This is a genomic window from Kitasatospora sp. NPDC058115 (assembly GCF_042884635.1).
Taxonomy (GTDB): Bacteria; Actinomycetota; Actinomycetes; order Streptomycetales; family Streptomycetaceae; genus Kitasatospora.
Genome location: NZ_JBHVTL010000039.1, coordinates 1 through 14,332, shown reverse-complemented (window position 1 = coordinate 14,332; position 14,332 = coordinate 1). Strand labels below are relative to the sequence as shown.

General features: G+C 73.2%; 6 protein-coding genes. 3 read left to right on the top strand and 3 right to left on the bottom strand.

Annotation, left to right across the window (positions count from 1 at the left end):
* Positions 1-18: 18 nt before the first annotated feature.
* From ACFVVL_RS31785 to ACFVVL_RS31775, 3 genes are all read left to right on the top strand, one after another.
* On the top strand, positions 19-888 hold the full coding sequence (locus ACFVVL_RS31785; protein ID WP_387681333.1) for an SDR family NAD(P)-dependent oxidoreductase: 870 nt from the start codon (positions 19-21) through the stop codon (positions 886-888).
* Between the two features lie 261 nt (positions 889-1,149).
* A complete protein-coding gene (locus ACFVVL_RS31780) occupies positions 1,150-4,128 on the top strand; it encodes a hypothetical protein (RefSeq protein WP_387681330.1) in 2,979 nt (992 codons plus the stop codon).
* A 232-nt stretch (positions 4,129-4,360) separates the two neighbouring features.
* Positions 4,361-7,369 (top strand): hypothetical protein, encoded by a 3,009-nt coding sequence (locus tag ACFVVL_RS31775; protein WP_387681327.1) that lies wholly within the window; start codon positions 4,361-4,363, stop codon positions 7,367-7,369.
* Between the two features lie 83 nt (positions 7,370-7,452).
* On the opposite strand, the gene ACFVVL_RS31770 is transcribed toward ACFVVL_RS31775, so the two are convergent.
* The 3 genes from ACFVVL_RS31770 to ACFVVL_RS31760 form a co-directional block, all read right to left on the bottom strand.
* Entirely contained in the window at positions 7,453-10,551 is a 3,099-nt protein-coding gene (locus ACFVVL_RS31770; protein ID WP_387681324.1) for an acyltransferase family protein, read from the bottom strand.
* 16 nt (positions 10,552-10,567) lie between these two features.
* Positions 10,568-12,376 carry a glycosyltransferase family 2 protein gene (locus ACFVVL_RS31765; protein ID WP_387681321.1) on the bottom strand — a complete coding sequence of 603 codons (1,809 nt, stop codon included), beginning with the start codon at positions 12,374-12,376 and terminating at the stop codon, positions 10,568-10,570.
* Positions 12,377-12,643: 267 nt separating this feature from the next.
* On the bottom strand, positions 12,644-14,092 hold the full coding sequence (locus ACFVVL_RS31760; protein ID WP_380298065.1) for a glyceraldehyde-3-phosphate dehydrogenase: 1,449 nt from the start codon (positions 14,090-14,092) through the stop codon (positions 12,644-12,646).
* Between the last annotated feature and the right edge of the window lie 240 nt (positions 14,093-14,332).

The following is a 14,332-nucleotide window of genomic DNA, read 5'->3' as shown; positions in this document are numbered from 1 at the left end:
CGGTGTTTTACTAACGGCATGGACAAGACCTGGTTCATCACCGGCAGCTCTCGCGGCCTCGGCCGCGCCCTCACCCGCGCCGCCCTGGAGGCCGGACACGGGGTGGCCGCGACCGCCCGCCGCCCCGAGCAACTCGCCGACCTCGCCGAGGAGTTCGGCGACCGGATCCGCCCGATCGCGCTGGACGTCACCGACCCGGCGGCCGCCCGGGCCGCGCTCGCCGAGGCCCACGCGCACTTCGGCCGGATCGACGTCCTGGTCAACAACGCCGGCTACGCCAACGTCTCGCCGATCGAGACCACCGAGGACGCCGACTTCCGCGCCCAGTTCGAGACCAACTTCTGGGGCGTCTACCACGTCACCAAGGCCGCGATCCCGCTGCTGCGCGCGCAGCGGAGCGGGCTGATCATGCAGTTCTCCTCGGTGGGCGGACGGGTCGGCGGCTCCCCCGGCATCGCCTCCTACCAGGCGGCGAAGTTCGCCATCGACGGGTTCAGCCGCGTCCTGCGCGCCGAGACCGAGCCGTTCGGCGTCCGGGTGCTGGTCGTCGAGCCGAGCGGGTTCCGCACCGACTGGGCCGGCTCCTCGATGACCGTCCACGACGCCCCGGAGGCGTACGCCGGGACGGTCGGCGCCGTCCACACGCGCCTGCGGCAGGCGGGCGTCGGCGCCGCCGGGGACCCCGTCCGCGCCGCCGGGATCCTGGTGCGGATGGCCGGACGGCGCGACGTCCCCCACCACCTGCCGCTCGGCGTCAACGCGGCCGAGACCTCGATCGCGATGGACCGGCAGCTGCTCGCCGAGGACACCAAGTGGCGCGAGGTCGCCCGCTCGGCCGACTTCGCCGAGGCCTACCCCGCGCCCTTCCCGCCGGAGCCGACGCACTGACCCGCGCCGCCGGGACCGGCAGCGGCGCCCGGACCGCCAACGGCGCCCGGACCGCCAGCGCCACCCGGACCGGCAGCGGCGACCGATATGCCCTCACATGTCCCGCCGGCCCGCACCCGTGGGCCGCTCGCCCCTGACGAAGGTTCGTATCCGTCCTCTATGATCCCGCCGGATCGGTGGCGCAGCCGCACCGCCGATCCGGCGTTCCGGTGGCCGGACCGAACCGGACCGGACCGGACGAGAGATCGGAAGAGAGACCCGGTGACCTTCACCCCACGTGCCCGCCGCGCGCTCGGCGTCGCGGCCTCGGCACTCACCCTGGCCCTGATACCCGCGGGGCCGGGAGGCGCCACGGGCGCCGCCGCCGCCCCGCCGAAGCCGGTGGACCTGACCGCCACCCGCCCGTTCCACGACACCTTCACCCAGGACCCCGCGCTCGCCACGGCCCCGTTCTACGGGCTCAACGCCGACCTCACCACCCGGCAGGCGCCGCCGGACGGCGAGCGCACGATCTCCTACACCCGCGTCTCCGGCCGCTGGTGGACCGCCGAGCCGCCGGACTCCTCGTTCGTCCAGGTCGGTCCCGCGGCCCGGCCCAACCGCCTGGTGTTCGGCAAGGGCATCTCGGCCGTGATGCTGGGCGCACCCGCCGTCGCCGACGCCGGCGGCCGCTACACCGTCTCCACCGTGGTCGATCCCTCGGTGGGCGACACCACCAGCCAGGACTGGGCCTCGATCGTGCTCAGCCGCAGCCACCGCAGCACCGGTTACGTGACCAACGCCGACGTCGACCTCGGGCTGACCGTCAAGTCGGACGGCAAGCTCGCGCTCTACCACGGCGGTGGTGGCGAGAGCGCGTTCTGGTCCGGCCAGGTCTCGCCGGCCGACAGCTACGCCGTCTCGCTCACGGTCTCCACCGGCGCGGACCGCACGGTCACGCTGGAGGTCAACGGCACCACGCTGACCGCCACCGCCCCCGCGACGGTCACCCGCTGGCCGAGCAGCGCCTTCCTCTACCTGGGCGCCTACCTCGACTCCAGCAGCACCAAGGTGACCACCTTCGGCAACGGCGCCGGGCAGGGCCTGTCGGTCAGCCGCGTCGACACCTCCGCCGGCGCGAGCGCCAGGCCGCTCGTCGACACCTTCGACGGCGCCCCCTCCGGCACCGCCGACTTCGGTCTGAACCAGGACCTGAGCGCCCGCCAGCCGAGCCTGCTCTCCTCGAACTACGTCGCCGAGTCCGGGGTCAACGGCCTGGTCACCGACCCCGTCCCGGGCGCGGTCCGGGTGAACTCCGCCGCCCACCCGAACGTGCTGTCCTTCCCCGGGGGCACGGCCGCGGTGCGCCTCGCCAAGCCCGCCACCGCCGACCTCGACGGCCTGTACACCGTGCAGGCGAGGCTGACGCCCGCCGTCGACAGCACCACCGGCACCGACGCGGCCCACCTCGCCGTCAGCCGCGCGAGCAACGGCACCGGCGCCGTGGACGCACCCGACGTCGCGCTCGGCCTGCGGGTGCAGGCGGACGGCGCTCTGACCCTCCACCAGGGCGGCACCGTCACCGCGCTCGCCTCCGTCCCGGCGGCCCCCTCCTACACGGTCTCCCTGGCCCTGGCCGCCGGACCGGACAAGCTCGCCACCGTGACCGTCAACGGGCGGGAGGTCTTCTCCGGCACGACCGCCGCCGAGCTGCCCCGCGACGGCTACGTCGTCCTGGGCGCCCGACCCTCCGCCGCCGGCCGCGTCGCCACCGTGGACGAGCTGCGGATCTCGATGCTCGGCGGGCTCGGCTACTACGGGTACTACGCCACCGTGGACCCCACCGACGGCCCCCACCCGGACTTCACCCCCAAGGTCGCCGGCTGGACCAACTTCAACGGCTACTCGCGCGACGCGGACAACATCTCGCTCGGCTTCCTGGACAACTGCCGCCCGGCCTCCTGCGCCCTCGGCGTCAACCCCGAGGTGGTCAACCCCGGCGTGGGGCACCGGCTCGTCGCCAAGCCCACCGCCGAGATCAAGGACAACCTCGCCGCCTTGAAGGCGCGGATCGGCGGCAACCTCGACAAGATCGGCGCCATTTACCTCACCGACGAGGCCTACTACCGCGAGCTGACCGCCGACCAGATCCGGGTGCAGGCCGAGCAGGTCCGGGCCGCCTTCCCCGGCAAGCTGCTGATCTTCGACTACGCCTCGGGCGACCTCTCGCCGGTCCCGGGCGTCAACCCCGCCCCCGCGCTCGCCGACATCGTCGGCTCCAACCGATACTGCCAGGGCCGGGGGACGGTCCAGGGCCTGGTGGAGAAGCTCCGCTCCAAGCTCGCCTCGCCCGACCAGCACCTCATGCTCTTCCCGGAGACCTTCCGGTCCGACGAATGCGGGAGCAGCAGCGACGCGCAGATCGCCGCGTTCAACGCCGAGTACGAGGCCGTCGCGGCCCAGGACCCGCGCATCGTCTACCTGCACCCCTTCCGCTGGATGACCGGCACCGCCGCCGACCTGCCGCAGACCGTCGCCCGCCAGCAGGCCGCCGGCACGGCGGTCGTCAACGCCACCCCCACCCGCCGGCCCTCCTCGGTCGGCGTGTACCGGGCGGCCGACCGGAGCGTCACCCAGGCGTCCCACAACGGGGTCACCATCGCCCGCGCCACCGTCGGCGCTCCCGGTGACGTCCCGCTGGCGGGCCACTGGAACGGCCCCGGCGTCGACACCATCGGCTACTACCGCCCGAGCACCGCGGAGTTCTTCCTGCCCGGCCCGGACGGCACGATCGGCGCCCCGGTGCGGTACGGCAACTACGACGACGTCCCCGTCGTCGGGGACTGGAGCGGGCGCGGGCGGACCACGATCGGCGTCTACCGGCCGAGCGAGGCCACCTTCTACCTCAGCGACGACAACGCCGTCTTCAAGTACCGGATCATGCTGGGCAACGTCGGGTGGAAGCCGCTGGTCGGCGACTGGGACGGCAACGGCACCACCACCGTCGCGGTCTACGACCCGCAGACGCGGACCTTCCACCTCAACGACTCCAACCAGACCGAACACGTCCGGGACGTCGTCTACGGCAACACCGGCGACATCCCGGTCAAGGGCGACTGGGACGGCACCGGCGTCGACAGCGTCGGCGTCTTCCGGCCCTCCGACCACTCCTTCTCCGGCGCGGCGGTCGGCAGCGACCTGACCGTCTTCCGGGCGACCGTCGGCGACGGCGAGACCCCGCTGGTGGGCAACTGGGGCTGACGCCCCGATGAACGACCGCGGGCCCCGGGCCGGGGAGCAGCGCGCTCCCCGGCCCGGGGCCCCGCCCCGTGCGGGCGCCAGGGCCGACAGGTGTCCGATGAGCCCTCAGTCGCCCCTTCGGCGATGCCCGGTAGGCGTGAGCACCTGACGGAAGTTCGTATCCGTCCTCTATGATCCGGCCCGATCGGCGGTGCACCGGCACCACCGATCCGACACCTGGAAGAGAGACTCGGTGATCTTCACCCCACGTGCCCGCCGCGCACTCGGCGCAGCGGCCACCGCCCTCGCCCTGGCCCTGATACTCGCGGGGCCGGGAGGCGCCACGGCCGCCGCCGCCGGCGGCGGACCGGTGCCGGCGGACCTGACCGCCACCCGCCCCTTCAACGACACCTTCACCCAGGACCCCGCGCTCGCCACCGCCCCGTTCTACGGGCTCAACGGCGGGCTCGACACCGACCTCACCGCCCGGCAGTCACCGCCGGCCGGAGAGCGCGCGATCTCCTACACCCGCGTCTCCGGCCGCTGGTGGACCACCGCCCCGGCGGACTCCTCGTTCGTCCAGGTCGGCCCCGCGGCCCGGCCCAACCGCCTGGTGTTCGGCAAGGGTGTCTCGGCCGTGATGCTGGGCGCGCCCGCCGTCGCCGACGAGACCGGCCACTACACCGTCTCCACCGTGGTCGACCCCTCGGTCGGCGACACCACCAGCAACGACTGGGCCTCCGTCGTCCTCAGCCGCAGCCACCGCAGCGCCGGCTACGTCACCGACGCCGACGTCGACCTCGGGCTCACCATCACCTCCAACGGCGGGGTGAGCCTCTTCCACGGCCGGCACGGCGAGACCCCGTTCTGGTCGGGCCAGGTCACCCCGGCCGGCACCTACGCGGTCTCCCTGACCGTCTCCACCGGCGCGGACCGCACGGTCGCGCTGACCGTGAACGGCACCGCGCTGACCGCCACCGCCCCGGCGGAGGTCACCCGCTGGCCGAGCAGCGCCTTCCTCTACCTGGGCGCCTACCTCGAATCCGACCTCTCCAAGGTCACCGCCTTCGGCGACGGCGCCGGCCACGGCCTGTCGGTCAGCCGCGTCGACACCTCCGTCGGCGCCACCGCCAAACCGCTCGTCGACACCTTCGACGGCGCCCCCTCCGGCACCGCCGACTTCGGCCTGAACCAGGACCTCGGCGCCCGCCAGCCCAGCCTGCTCTCCTCCGGCTACCTCCCGGAGACCGGGGTCAACGGCCTGGTCACCGATCCCGTCCCGGGCGCGGTCCGGGTGAACTCCGCCGCCCACCCGAACGTGCTGTCCTTCCCCGGGGGGACGGCCGCGGTGCGCCTCGCCAAGCCCGCCACCGCGGACCTCAGCGGCCGCTACACCGTGCAGGCGAGGCTGACGCCCGCCGTCGGCAGCACCACCGGCACCGACGCGGCCCACCTCGCCGTGAGCCGGGCCGCCAACGGCACCGGCGCCGTGGACGCACCCGACGTCGCGCTCGGCCTGCGCGTCCGGGCCGACGGCGGACTGGCCCTCTACCAGGGCGGCACCGTCACCGCGCTCCCGTCCGTCCCGGCGGCCCCCTCCTACACGGTCGCCCTGGCCCTGGCCGCCGGACCGGACAAGCTCGCCACCGTGACCGTCAACGGGCGGGAGGTCTTCTCCGGCACGACCGCCGCCGAGCTGCCCCGCGACGGCTACGTCGTCCTGGGCGCCCGCCCCTCCGCCGCCGGCCGCGTCGCCACCGTCGACGACCTGCGGGTCTCGATGCTCGGCGGCCTCGGCTACTACGGGTACTACGACACCCGTGACCCGAACAAGCCGCCCGTGGTCGACCACACCCCCGAGATCGCGCCCTGGACCAACTTCAACGGCTACCTGCGGGACCAGGATCCCGCGCTGGACTTCCTGGACCGCTGCCTTCCCGTCTCCTGCGTCATCGACGTCAACAAGGAGGTCGTGGAGAAGGTCGCCGGGTCCGACGCGTTCGTGCCGCATCCCGACGCCGCCGCCAACCTCACCGCGCTGGTCCACAGGATCGGCTCCAACATCGACAAGATCGGCGCGGTCTACCTCACCGACGAGGCGTACTGGCGCCGGCTGACCGCCGACCAGATCCGGGTGCAGGCCGAGCAGGTCCGGGCGGCCTTCCCCGGCAAGCTGCTGATCTTCGACTACGCCGAGAGCGACCTCTCGCCGGTCCCCGGCGCCAACCCCGCCCCCGCGCTCGCCGACATCGTCGGCGCCAACCGGTACTGCCAGGGCCGCGAGACCGTCCAGAACCTGCTGACCAGGCTGAAGAGCAAGCTCGCCTCGCCCAACCAGCACCTCATGCTCTACCCGGAGACGCTCCCCGGCTGGGAGCCGGATCACGCGGCGGGCTGCGAGACGGCGAGCGACGCGCAGATGCTCGCGTTCAACCGCGAGTACGAGGCCGTCGCGGCCCAGGACCCGCGCGTCGTCTACCTCCACCCGTTCCGCTGGACCCGGGCGATCCCGACCACCCTGCCGCAGACCACCGCCCACCAGCAGGCGACCGGCAGGGCGGTCGTCAACGGCACCCCGGCCCGCCGCCCGTCCTCGGTCGGCGTGTACCGGGCGGCCGACCGGACCGTCGCCCAGGCGTCCCACAACGGGGTCACCATCGCCCGCGCCACCGTCGGCGGCCCCGGGGACACTCCGCTGGCGGGCCACTGGAACGGGCCCGGCGTCGACACCGTCGGCTACTACCACCCCGCCACCTCGGACTTCTTCCTGCCCGGGCCCGACGGCACGATCGGCGCCCCGGTGCGGTTCGGCAACCCGGGAGACCTCCCGGTCGTCGGGGACTGGAGCGGCCGGGGGAGGACCACCATCGGCGTGTACCGGCCGAGCGACCAGACCTTCTACCTCAGCGACGACAACGCCACCGTCAGGTACCCGATCAAGCTCGGCAACCCCGGCTGGAAGCCGCTGGTCGGCGACTGGGACGGCAACGGCACCACCACCGTCGCGGTCTACGACCCGCAGACGCAGGTCTTCTACCTCAACGACTCCAACGAGACCGAGCACGTCCTGGGCATCAAGTACGGCAACCCCGGCGACGTCCCGGTCAAGGGCGACTGGGACGGCACCGGGGCCGACGCGATCGGCGTCTACCGGCCGGCCGACGGCTCCTTCGCCGGCGCGGCGGCCGGCAGCCACCTCACCGTCTTCAGCACGACGGTCGGTGACACCGGCGAGACCCCGCTGGTGGGCCGCTGGGGCTGACCGGCCCCCTCGGACGACGGCGGGCCCCGGGCCGGGGAGCGAGGTGCTCCCCGGCCCGGGGCCCGTTCGTTCCGGCCCGCCCGCTACGGCTTGGTGGCGACGGAGACGTAGTCGACCCGCATCGGGTGCCCGGGCTCGGTCGCCGGGGTGACGGCGCCGCCGAACGCGGCGGGCAGATTGCCGCCGACGGCGACGTTGAGGATCAGGAACAGGCCGTGGTTCACGGCCCGGTCCCACGTCGCACGGTCCATCTGCGCGGCGGTGACCCGGTGGTGCTCGCGCCCGTCCAGGTACCAGCGGACCTGCTCGGCGCCCGGCGTGAGGTCGACCTCGACCGCGTACCGGTGGAAGCCGGTGCGGCACTCGGCGCCGCAGGGCCGGTCGCCGGAGCCCAGACCGCGCGGCTCCTGGCAGGGGCCGCCGTCCAGGACGCCGCAGTGCATCGTGCCGAACACCGCGTCCCGGCCGTTGACCTGCTCCATGACGTCCAGCTCGCCGATGGCGGGCCAGCCCGTGAAGCCGTTGCGCAGCTCGCCGCCGAGGGTCCAGAACGCGGGCCAGTAGCCGGCGGCGGCCGGGCCGGTGACGTCGGGCAGGGCGATCCCGGCCTCGATCCGCAGCACGCCGCCGGGCGGCGGGGCGAAGTCGGCGCGGCGGGACTCGATCCGCCCGGACGACCACTGCCCGGCGGCGTCCCGGGTGGGCACGATCTCCAGCGCGCCCCGGCCGTCGAGCCGGACGTTCTCGGTCGAGTCGGTCATGGTCTCGATCTCGCCCGTCCCCCACTGCGCGGCCGGGCAGCCGGGGTAGCACGTGCCGAGGTCGTACTGCCAGTCGGCCTCGGACGGACGGCTGCCGGCCGGGCCGTCGAAGTCGTCGCGCAGCAGCTGCGTCCAGCCGTCCGCGGTGACCGTCGGCGCCGCGGCGGAGGCGGTGGCGGCGGCGGAGGCGGCGGAGGCCTTGGACGGCAGGGCGCCCGACTCCGTCAACAGCCGCTCCAGGCGCGGCGTGAGGACGACGGCGGCCACGTTGGTGAGGTGCGCGTCGTCGCGGTAGAGCAGGATCCGCTCCAGCACCGCCGGGCAACTGCGGCCGTTGCCGGGGCAGATGACGTCGTTCACCGACACCGTGCGCACCCCCGGCACCCGGCCGGCCGCGATCTCCTCGGCGAGCGGGTCCGCCCACAGCGCCTTGTCGCGCGGGAACTCGCAGGCCGCCGGATCGTCGGTGTGGCCGGACACGCAGGCCGGCACGTCCGTCCCCGGGACCGGGGTGTCGCGCAGGTAGACGATCGGGACGCCCAGCTCGCGCAGCGGGGCGAGGGTCTTCTCCCAGCCCTGGAGCAGCAGTTCACGGTCGTCGGTGTACCGGTTGAGGGTGGAGACGACGATCAGCCGGGGCTTCGGTCCCTCCTTGAGCCGGGTCAGCGCGTTCGCCCGCCAGGTGTCGCACTCGCGGTAGGTGCGGCCCAACTGCGGGTTGACCACCGCGATCTCCGGCAGCGGGCAGCCCTGCTTGACCAACTCCTCCAGCTCCCAGCGCCGTTCGGCGGCGAGCGCGAGCACCGCGGAGAACCACTGCCCGGCGTGCGAGTCCCCGAGCAGCACGATCCGGTCCGGGCTGCCGACCACGCCGAAGCGGCAGTCGGGGCTGGTGGTCGCGGCCGGGGCGACCTCGCACTCGCCGTCCGGCGGGAAGTCCTGGCGGGCCTGGACGGCGTCCGGCACCACCGCCGCCCCCTTCGCCGGAGCCGTGGTGCGCACCAGCAGCGAGGTGCCGTCGGCCGAGCCGGGCGGCAGGCCCTGGAGGTCGACGGGCGCGGCCGGGCCCAGCAGGCGCAGCGTGCCGGAGCCGACGACCAGCGCCAGCACCACCGGGATGACGACCGAGGCCAGGCCCAACGACAGGCCCCGGCGCGGGAGTTCGGATACGGTACGGCTGTGCCGCAGCGGCTGTTCCACCCACCGCATCACGGCGGCCGCGGGCAGCGCGGCGGCGGCGGTGAGCGCCACCTTCACCGGCCAGTCCAGCGGGCCGAACTGCGCACCGGCGAGCACGAGCACCGGCCAGTGCCACAGGTACAGGTTGTAGGAGAGCCGGCCGATCGCGCGCGGCACGCGCAGGCCCAGCACCCGGTCCACCCCGAGCCCGGGCGCCACGGCCCCGTCCCGCCCGGGCGTGCCGGCCAGGATGACGGCGGCCGTGCCCAGGGTCGGGACGAGCGCCGCCCAGCCCGGGTACGGGGTGGTGCTGTCGTACGCCAGCACGCATCCCACGATCGCCGCCGCCCCGCCCCAGCCCGCCAGCACGCGCAGCAGCCGCGGCGCGCCCAGCAGGTGCCAGGGCAGCAGGGCGAGCAACGCGCCGACCCCGAACTGCCAGACCCGGGAGGGCGTTCCGAGGTAGGCGAGCGAGACGGAGTCCTGCGTCCAGCGCAGCGACAGCGCGAAGGAGGCGGCGGTCAGCACGGCGGCGAGCGCGACCGCGACCGGCCGCACCGCCCGTCCGCGCCCGTCCGCACGGTTGCCCCGCACCACCCGGAGCACCAGGTGGACGGTGAGCGCCAGCAGCGGGGCCCAGACCAGGTAGAACTGCTCCTCGACCGCCAGCGACCAGAAGTGCAGCAGCGGGCTCTCGTCCCGCCCGGCGGCCAGGTAGTCGGTCTGCTGGGCGACGAAGCGCCAGTTGCCGACGGACAGCGCCGCCGCCAGCACGTCGTACTCCAGGTCGGCGCGCCGCAGCGGCACGGTCAGCCAGGCGCCGAACAGCGCCACCGCGCCGAGCACGACCGCCGCCGAGGGCAGCAGCCGGCGGGCCCGGCGGGAGAAGAACTCACCGAGCCGGATCCGCCCGGTGGTGGTGGCCTCGCGCAGCAGCAGGCCGGTGATCAGGTAGCCGGAGACGACGAGGAAGACGTCCACCCCGACGAACCCGCCGGCCAGGCCGGGGACGGCGGCGTGGAACGCCAGGACCGCGAGCACGGCGAGTGCGCGCAGTCCCTCGATGTCGGGACGGAAGCCGGCCGAACGGGGCGCCGGGCCCGGGGCATCGGAACCCCGGGAGGCGGCGCGGTCCCGTTGGCCGGGAATGGTGAAGGCGGTCGGCCGCAGCTCGGGGACGGGCGGCGGTGACGACGACGGCGGTGACGACGACGGCGGTGACGGTATCGGGGAAGACGGCATGGAAGGCGACGACCTTTCAACCCAGCCAGGGCAGCATCGGGCGGACCCAACCGGAGGCGAGCAGAGCGGTGAGCACGAGCGTGGCGGTGGCGGCCAGTCCCTCGGGCCAGCGCCGGGGCAGCATGCCGGTCCGGGGCGCCTTCGGCCCGGCGGCAGCGGCATCGGCGCGGGCGGCGCCGCGGACCTCGCCGAGGAGGTCGCGGACCAGCGGCAGGCCGATCTGCGCCTGCACCGCGAGGTAGAGCCCGAGGCCCCAGTTGGGCGCCCAGCCGTAGCGGCCGACGGCCAGGGCGAGGCCGAGCGCGCCGGCGCCGAGCGAGGCGCAGAGCCAGGCCAGCGACAGCAGCACCACCTTCCGGGCCATCCCGCCGGACTTGGGCCTGGCGCGCACGCCGGGGGCGTCCCCGCCGGCCGCGCCCGTCCCGGTGGCCGCACCGGCCGCACCGGCCGAACCGGCCGCGCCGGCCGCACCGGTCGGCACCCAGGCGGCACTGCGCCCGCGCAGCGTGTGCCAGAACGCGACACCGGCGGCGACGCTCATCAGCACGTTGGAGCGGATCACCTCGATCCGCCAGCGGGTCCGGCTGACCCTGGGCAGCAGCACGTGCCAGAGCCAGAGCGGCGCGAGCATCGGCAGCACGTGCCAGGGCCGGATCTGGTCGGGGTAGAAGAACATCATCACCAGCGGCGGCAGCGGCGCGACGAAGATGTTCACGGCGGCGGCCAGGTAGCCGACGATCCCCTCGTAGAAGCAGAGGCGCATCCGCCAGGGCGCGCCGATCCGCTTGAGCTCGGGCGAGCCGAGCAGGTGCAGGTTGCCCATCGCCCAGCGGTACTGCTGGTTGACGTACGAGGCGAGGTTGTCCGGCGAGGTGCCCTTGGCGACCAGCACCGGGACGTACAGCGTGCGGTAGCCCTTGGCGTACAGGCCGAGACCGGTGAAGAGGTCCTCGCTGTGGTCGAGCCGGGCGAACCCGCCGGCCTCGTCGATCGCGGCCCGCCGGTAGACGGCGTTGCTGCCGCAGCAGATGGCGGCGTCGCTGGCGTCGCGGGAGGGCTGGATCCAGCGGAAGAACCACTCCTGCGCGGCACCGGCGGCGCGCTCGATCCAGCTCATGGTCTCGTCGGTGTCGAAGCACTGCGGGCTCTGCACGATGCCGATCCGCGGGTCCGCGAAGTACGGGACGAGGTGGCGCAGGAAGTCCGGCCTGGGCGCGAAGTCGGCGTCGAGGATCGCGATCAGCTCGGCACTGCTCAGGGTGAGTGCGTGGTTGAGGTTGCCGGCCTTCTTGAGGTGCCCCCGGTCGGGCCGCACGACGTAGCGGTACCCGTGCGCGGCCGCCAGCTCGGCGACCTCGGACCGGTCGGCGTCGTCGAGCACCCAGACCGTCAGCGCGCCGGGCCAGTCCACCGCGGCGACCGCCCGGTAGGCGTTCTCCAGGACGTCCAGCGGCTCGCCGCAGGTCGGCAGGTACAGGTCGACGGTCGGCAGCTCCTCCGGCGCCCACGCGTGCACCAGCACCTCGTGGGACTGCCGGGTGAGCCGCCGCTGCCGCAGGCTGTTGACGGACGACAGCCCCAGCGCGACGACGTTGAGCCCGAGGACGGCCAGGAAGATCCAGAGCGCCGGCGTCCGCAGGGCGAACGTCAGCATCGTTCCGGCGGTGAACACGAACGCCGCCGAACTGGCGACGAGCACCCACCTGCGCTGCGGCCCGAAGTACCAGTACAACTCCTGGTCGTCCGGCGGTTGCGGCAGATGGGAAAGAGGATCGGAAGAGGAAGAGGACAAAGCGGAAACAGGACGTACCTGTCGGACAGTCATGTGGCCCCCACAGCCGTGTTTCTGACAGCTCCACGGGTCACAGTACCGCATTGGTATAGACCATTAACCCCCTCATCCGGGACCCGGACGCCACCTCCGCGCCACCTCCCCCGTCCTCGCGAAGCAGCAGGTCAAGCGGACGTGAACACTCCTCCAACAACCTGCCCGCGAGGCCCCCGCCGGGCCGGCCGAACGGGCAGCAGAACGCCCGTGGGGCGGCAACCGGAGTTCCGGTTGCCGCCCCACGGGCGTGGTGCGTCCTGCGGATCAGACCGCCGGGACGGGGTAGGTCGGGTACTCGACGCCCGAGACGTGCTGGACGACCCGGATCACCTGGCAGGAGTAGCCGAACTCGTTGTCGTACCACAGGTAGAGGATCGCGTTGTCGCCCTCGACCTTGGTGGCGCCGGCGTCGACGATCGAGGCGTGGCGCGAGCCGATGAAGTCGTTCGACACCGCGTCGGGGGCGGTGGTGAAGTCGATCTGGCGCTTCAGCGACGAGGTCAGCGACACGTTGCGGAGGTAGTCGAGGACCTCCTCGCGGGTGGTCTCACGGGCCAGCTGGAGGTTCAGGATGGCGATCGAGACGTCCGGCACGGGCACCCGGATCGAGCTGCCGGTGATCTTCGCCTTGAGGTCCGGCAGCGCCTTGGCGACGGCCGAGGCGGCACCGGTCTCGGTGATCACCATGTTCAGCGGTGCCGAGCGGCCGCGACGGTCGGCCTTGTGGTAGTTGTCCAGCAGGTTCTGGTCGTTGGTGAACGAGTGGACGGTCTCCACGTGGCCGCGCAGCACGCCGTACTCGTCCTCCATCGCCTTCAGCGGCGGGACGATCGCGTTGGTGGTGCAGGAGGCGCAGGAGAGGATCTGCTCGTCCGGCTTGATGGTGTCGTGGTTGACGCCGTGGACGATGTTGGGCACGTCGCCCTTGCCCGGGGCCGTCAGGACGACCTTCTCGATGCCGGGGCGGAGGTGGTTCGAGAGGCCCTCGCGGTCCCGCCACTTGCCCGTGTTGTCGATCAGGATCGCGTCCCGGATCCCGTACACCGTGTAGTCGACCTCGGACGGGTCGTTGGCGTAGATCACCTTGATCGCGGTGCCGTTCGCGATGATGGTGCTGTTCGCCTCGTCGACGGTGATGGTGCCCTGGAACTGGCCGTGGATGGAGTCGCGCCGCAGCAGCGAGGCGCGCTTCACGATGTCCTGGTCACCGCCGCCGCGGACCACGATGGCACGCAGGCGCAGGCCGTTGCCGGAGCCGGCCTTCTCGATCAGCAGACGGGCGACCAGGCGGCCGATGCGGCCGAAGCCGTAGAGGACGACGTCACGCGGCGACTCGCGGCGCTCGATCTTGTTGGCACCCGTGGCGCCGACGACGGCCTCCGCGGTGAACTCCTCCACCGAGAGACCGCGGTTGTCCGCGCGGTAGGTGGCGGCGAGCATGCCGAGGTCGATCTGGGAAGGGCCGAGATCCAGGGTGGTCAGCGCCCGCAGGAACGGCAGCGTCTCGGTGACCGAGAGCTCCTCGCCGGCAATCTGGCGGGCGAACCGGTGGGTCTTCAGGATGCTGACCACCGACTTGTTCACCAGGGAACGGCTGTACAGCAGGACAGTGACGTCCCGCTCCCGGTGCAGTCGGCCGATGATCGGGATCATCGACTCCGCGATCTCCTCGCGGTTCTTCCAGTCCGTGAACACGTCGTCGTTGACAGTCACAAGTCCATCTTTCGAGCTAGGAGGGTGTTCACATGCTAACTGGGCCCCACCCCCCGAACCGAAACGGTTCCGGCCTCTCCCGCATGACAAGAATCACATATGATCCCCCCCGGCATGTTCTGACGATGCGCCGGCGGACAACGCGAAGAACCCCCGCCGGAATACCGGCGGGGGTTCTTCTCAAAATTTGTTCGGCGGCGTCCTACTCTCCCACAGGGTCCCCCCTGCAGTACCATCGGC

Bases quoted from the DNA above. Each gene is read 5' to 3' on its own strand.
- ACFVVL_RS31785 (WP_387681333.1), top strand. From the start codon at position 19: ATGGACAAGACCTGGTTCATCACCGGCAGCTCTCGCGGCCTCGGCCGC.
- ACFVVL_RS31770 (WP_387681324.1), bottom strand. From the start codon at position 10,551: ATGCCGTCTTCCCCGATACCGTCACCGCCGTCGTCGTCACCGCCGTCG.
- ACFVVL_RS31765 (WP_387681321.1), bottom strand. From the start codon at position 12,376: ATGACTGTCCGACAGGTACGTCCTGTTTCCGCTTTGTCCTCTTCCTCT.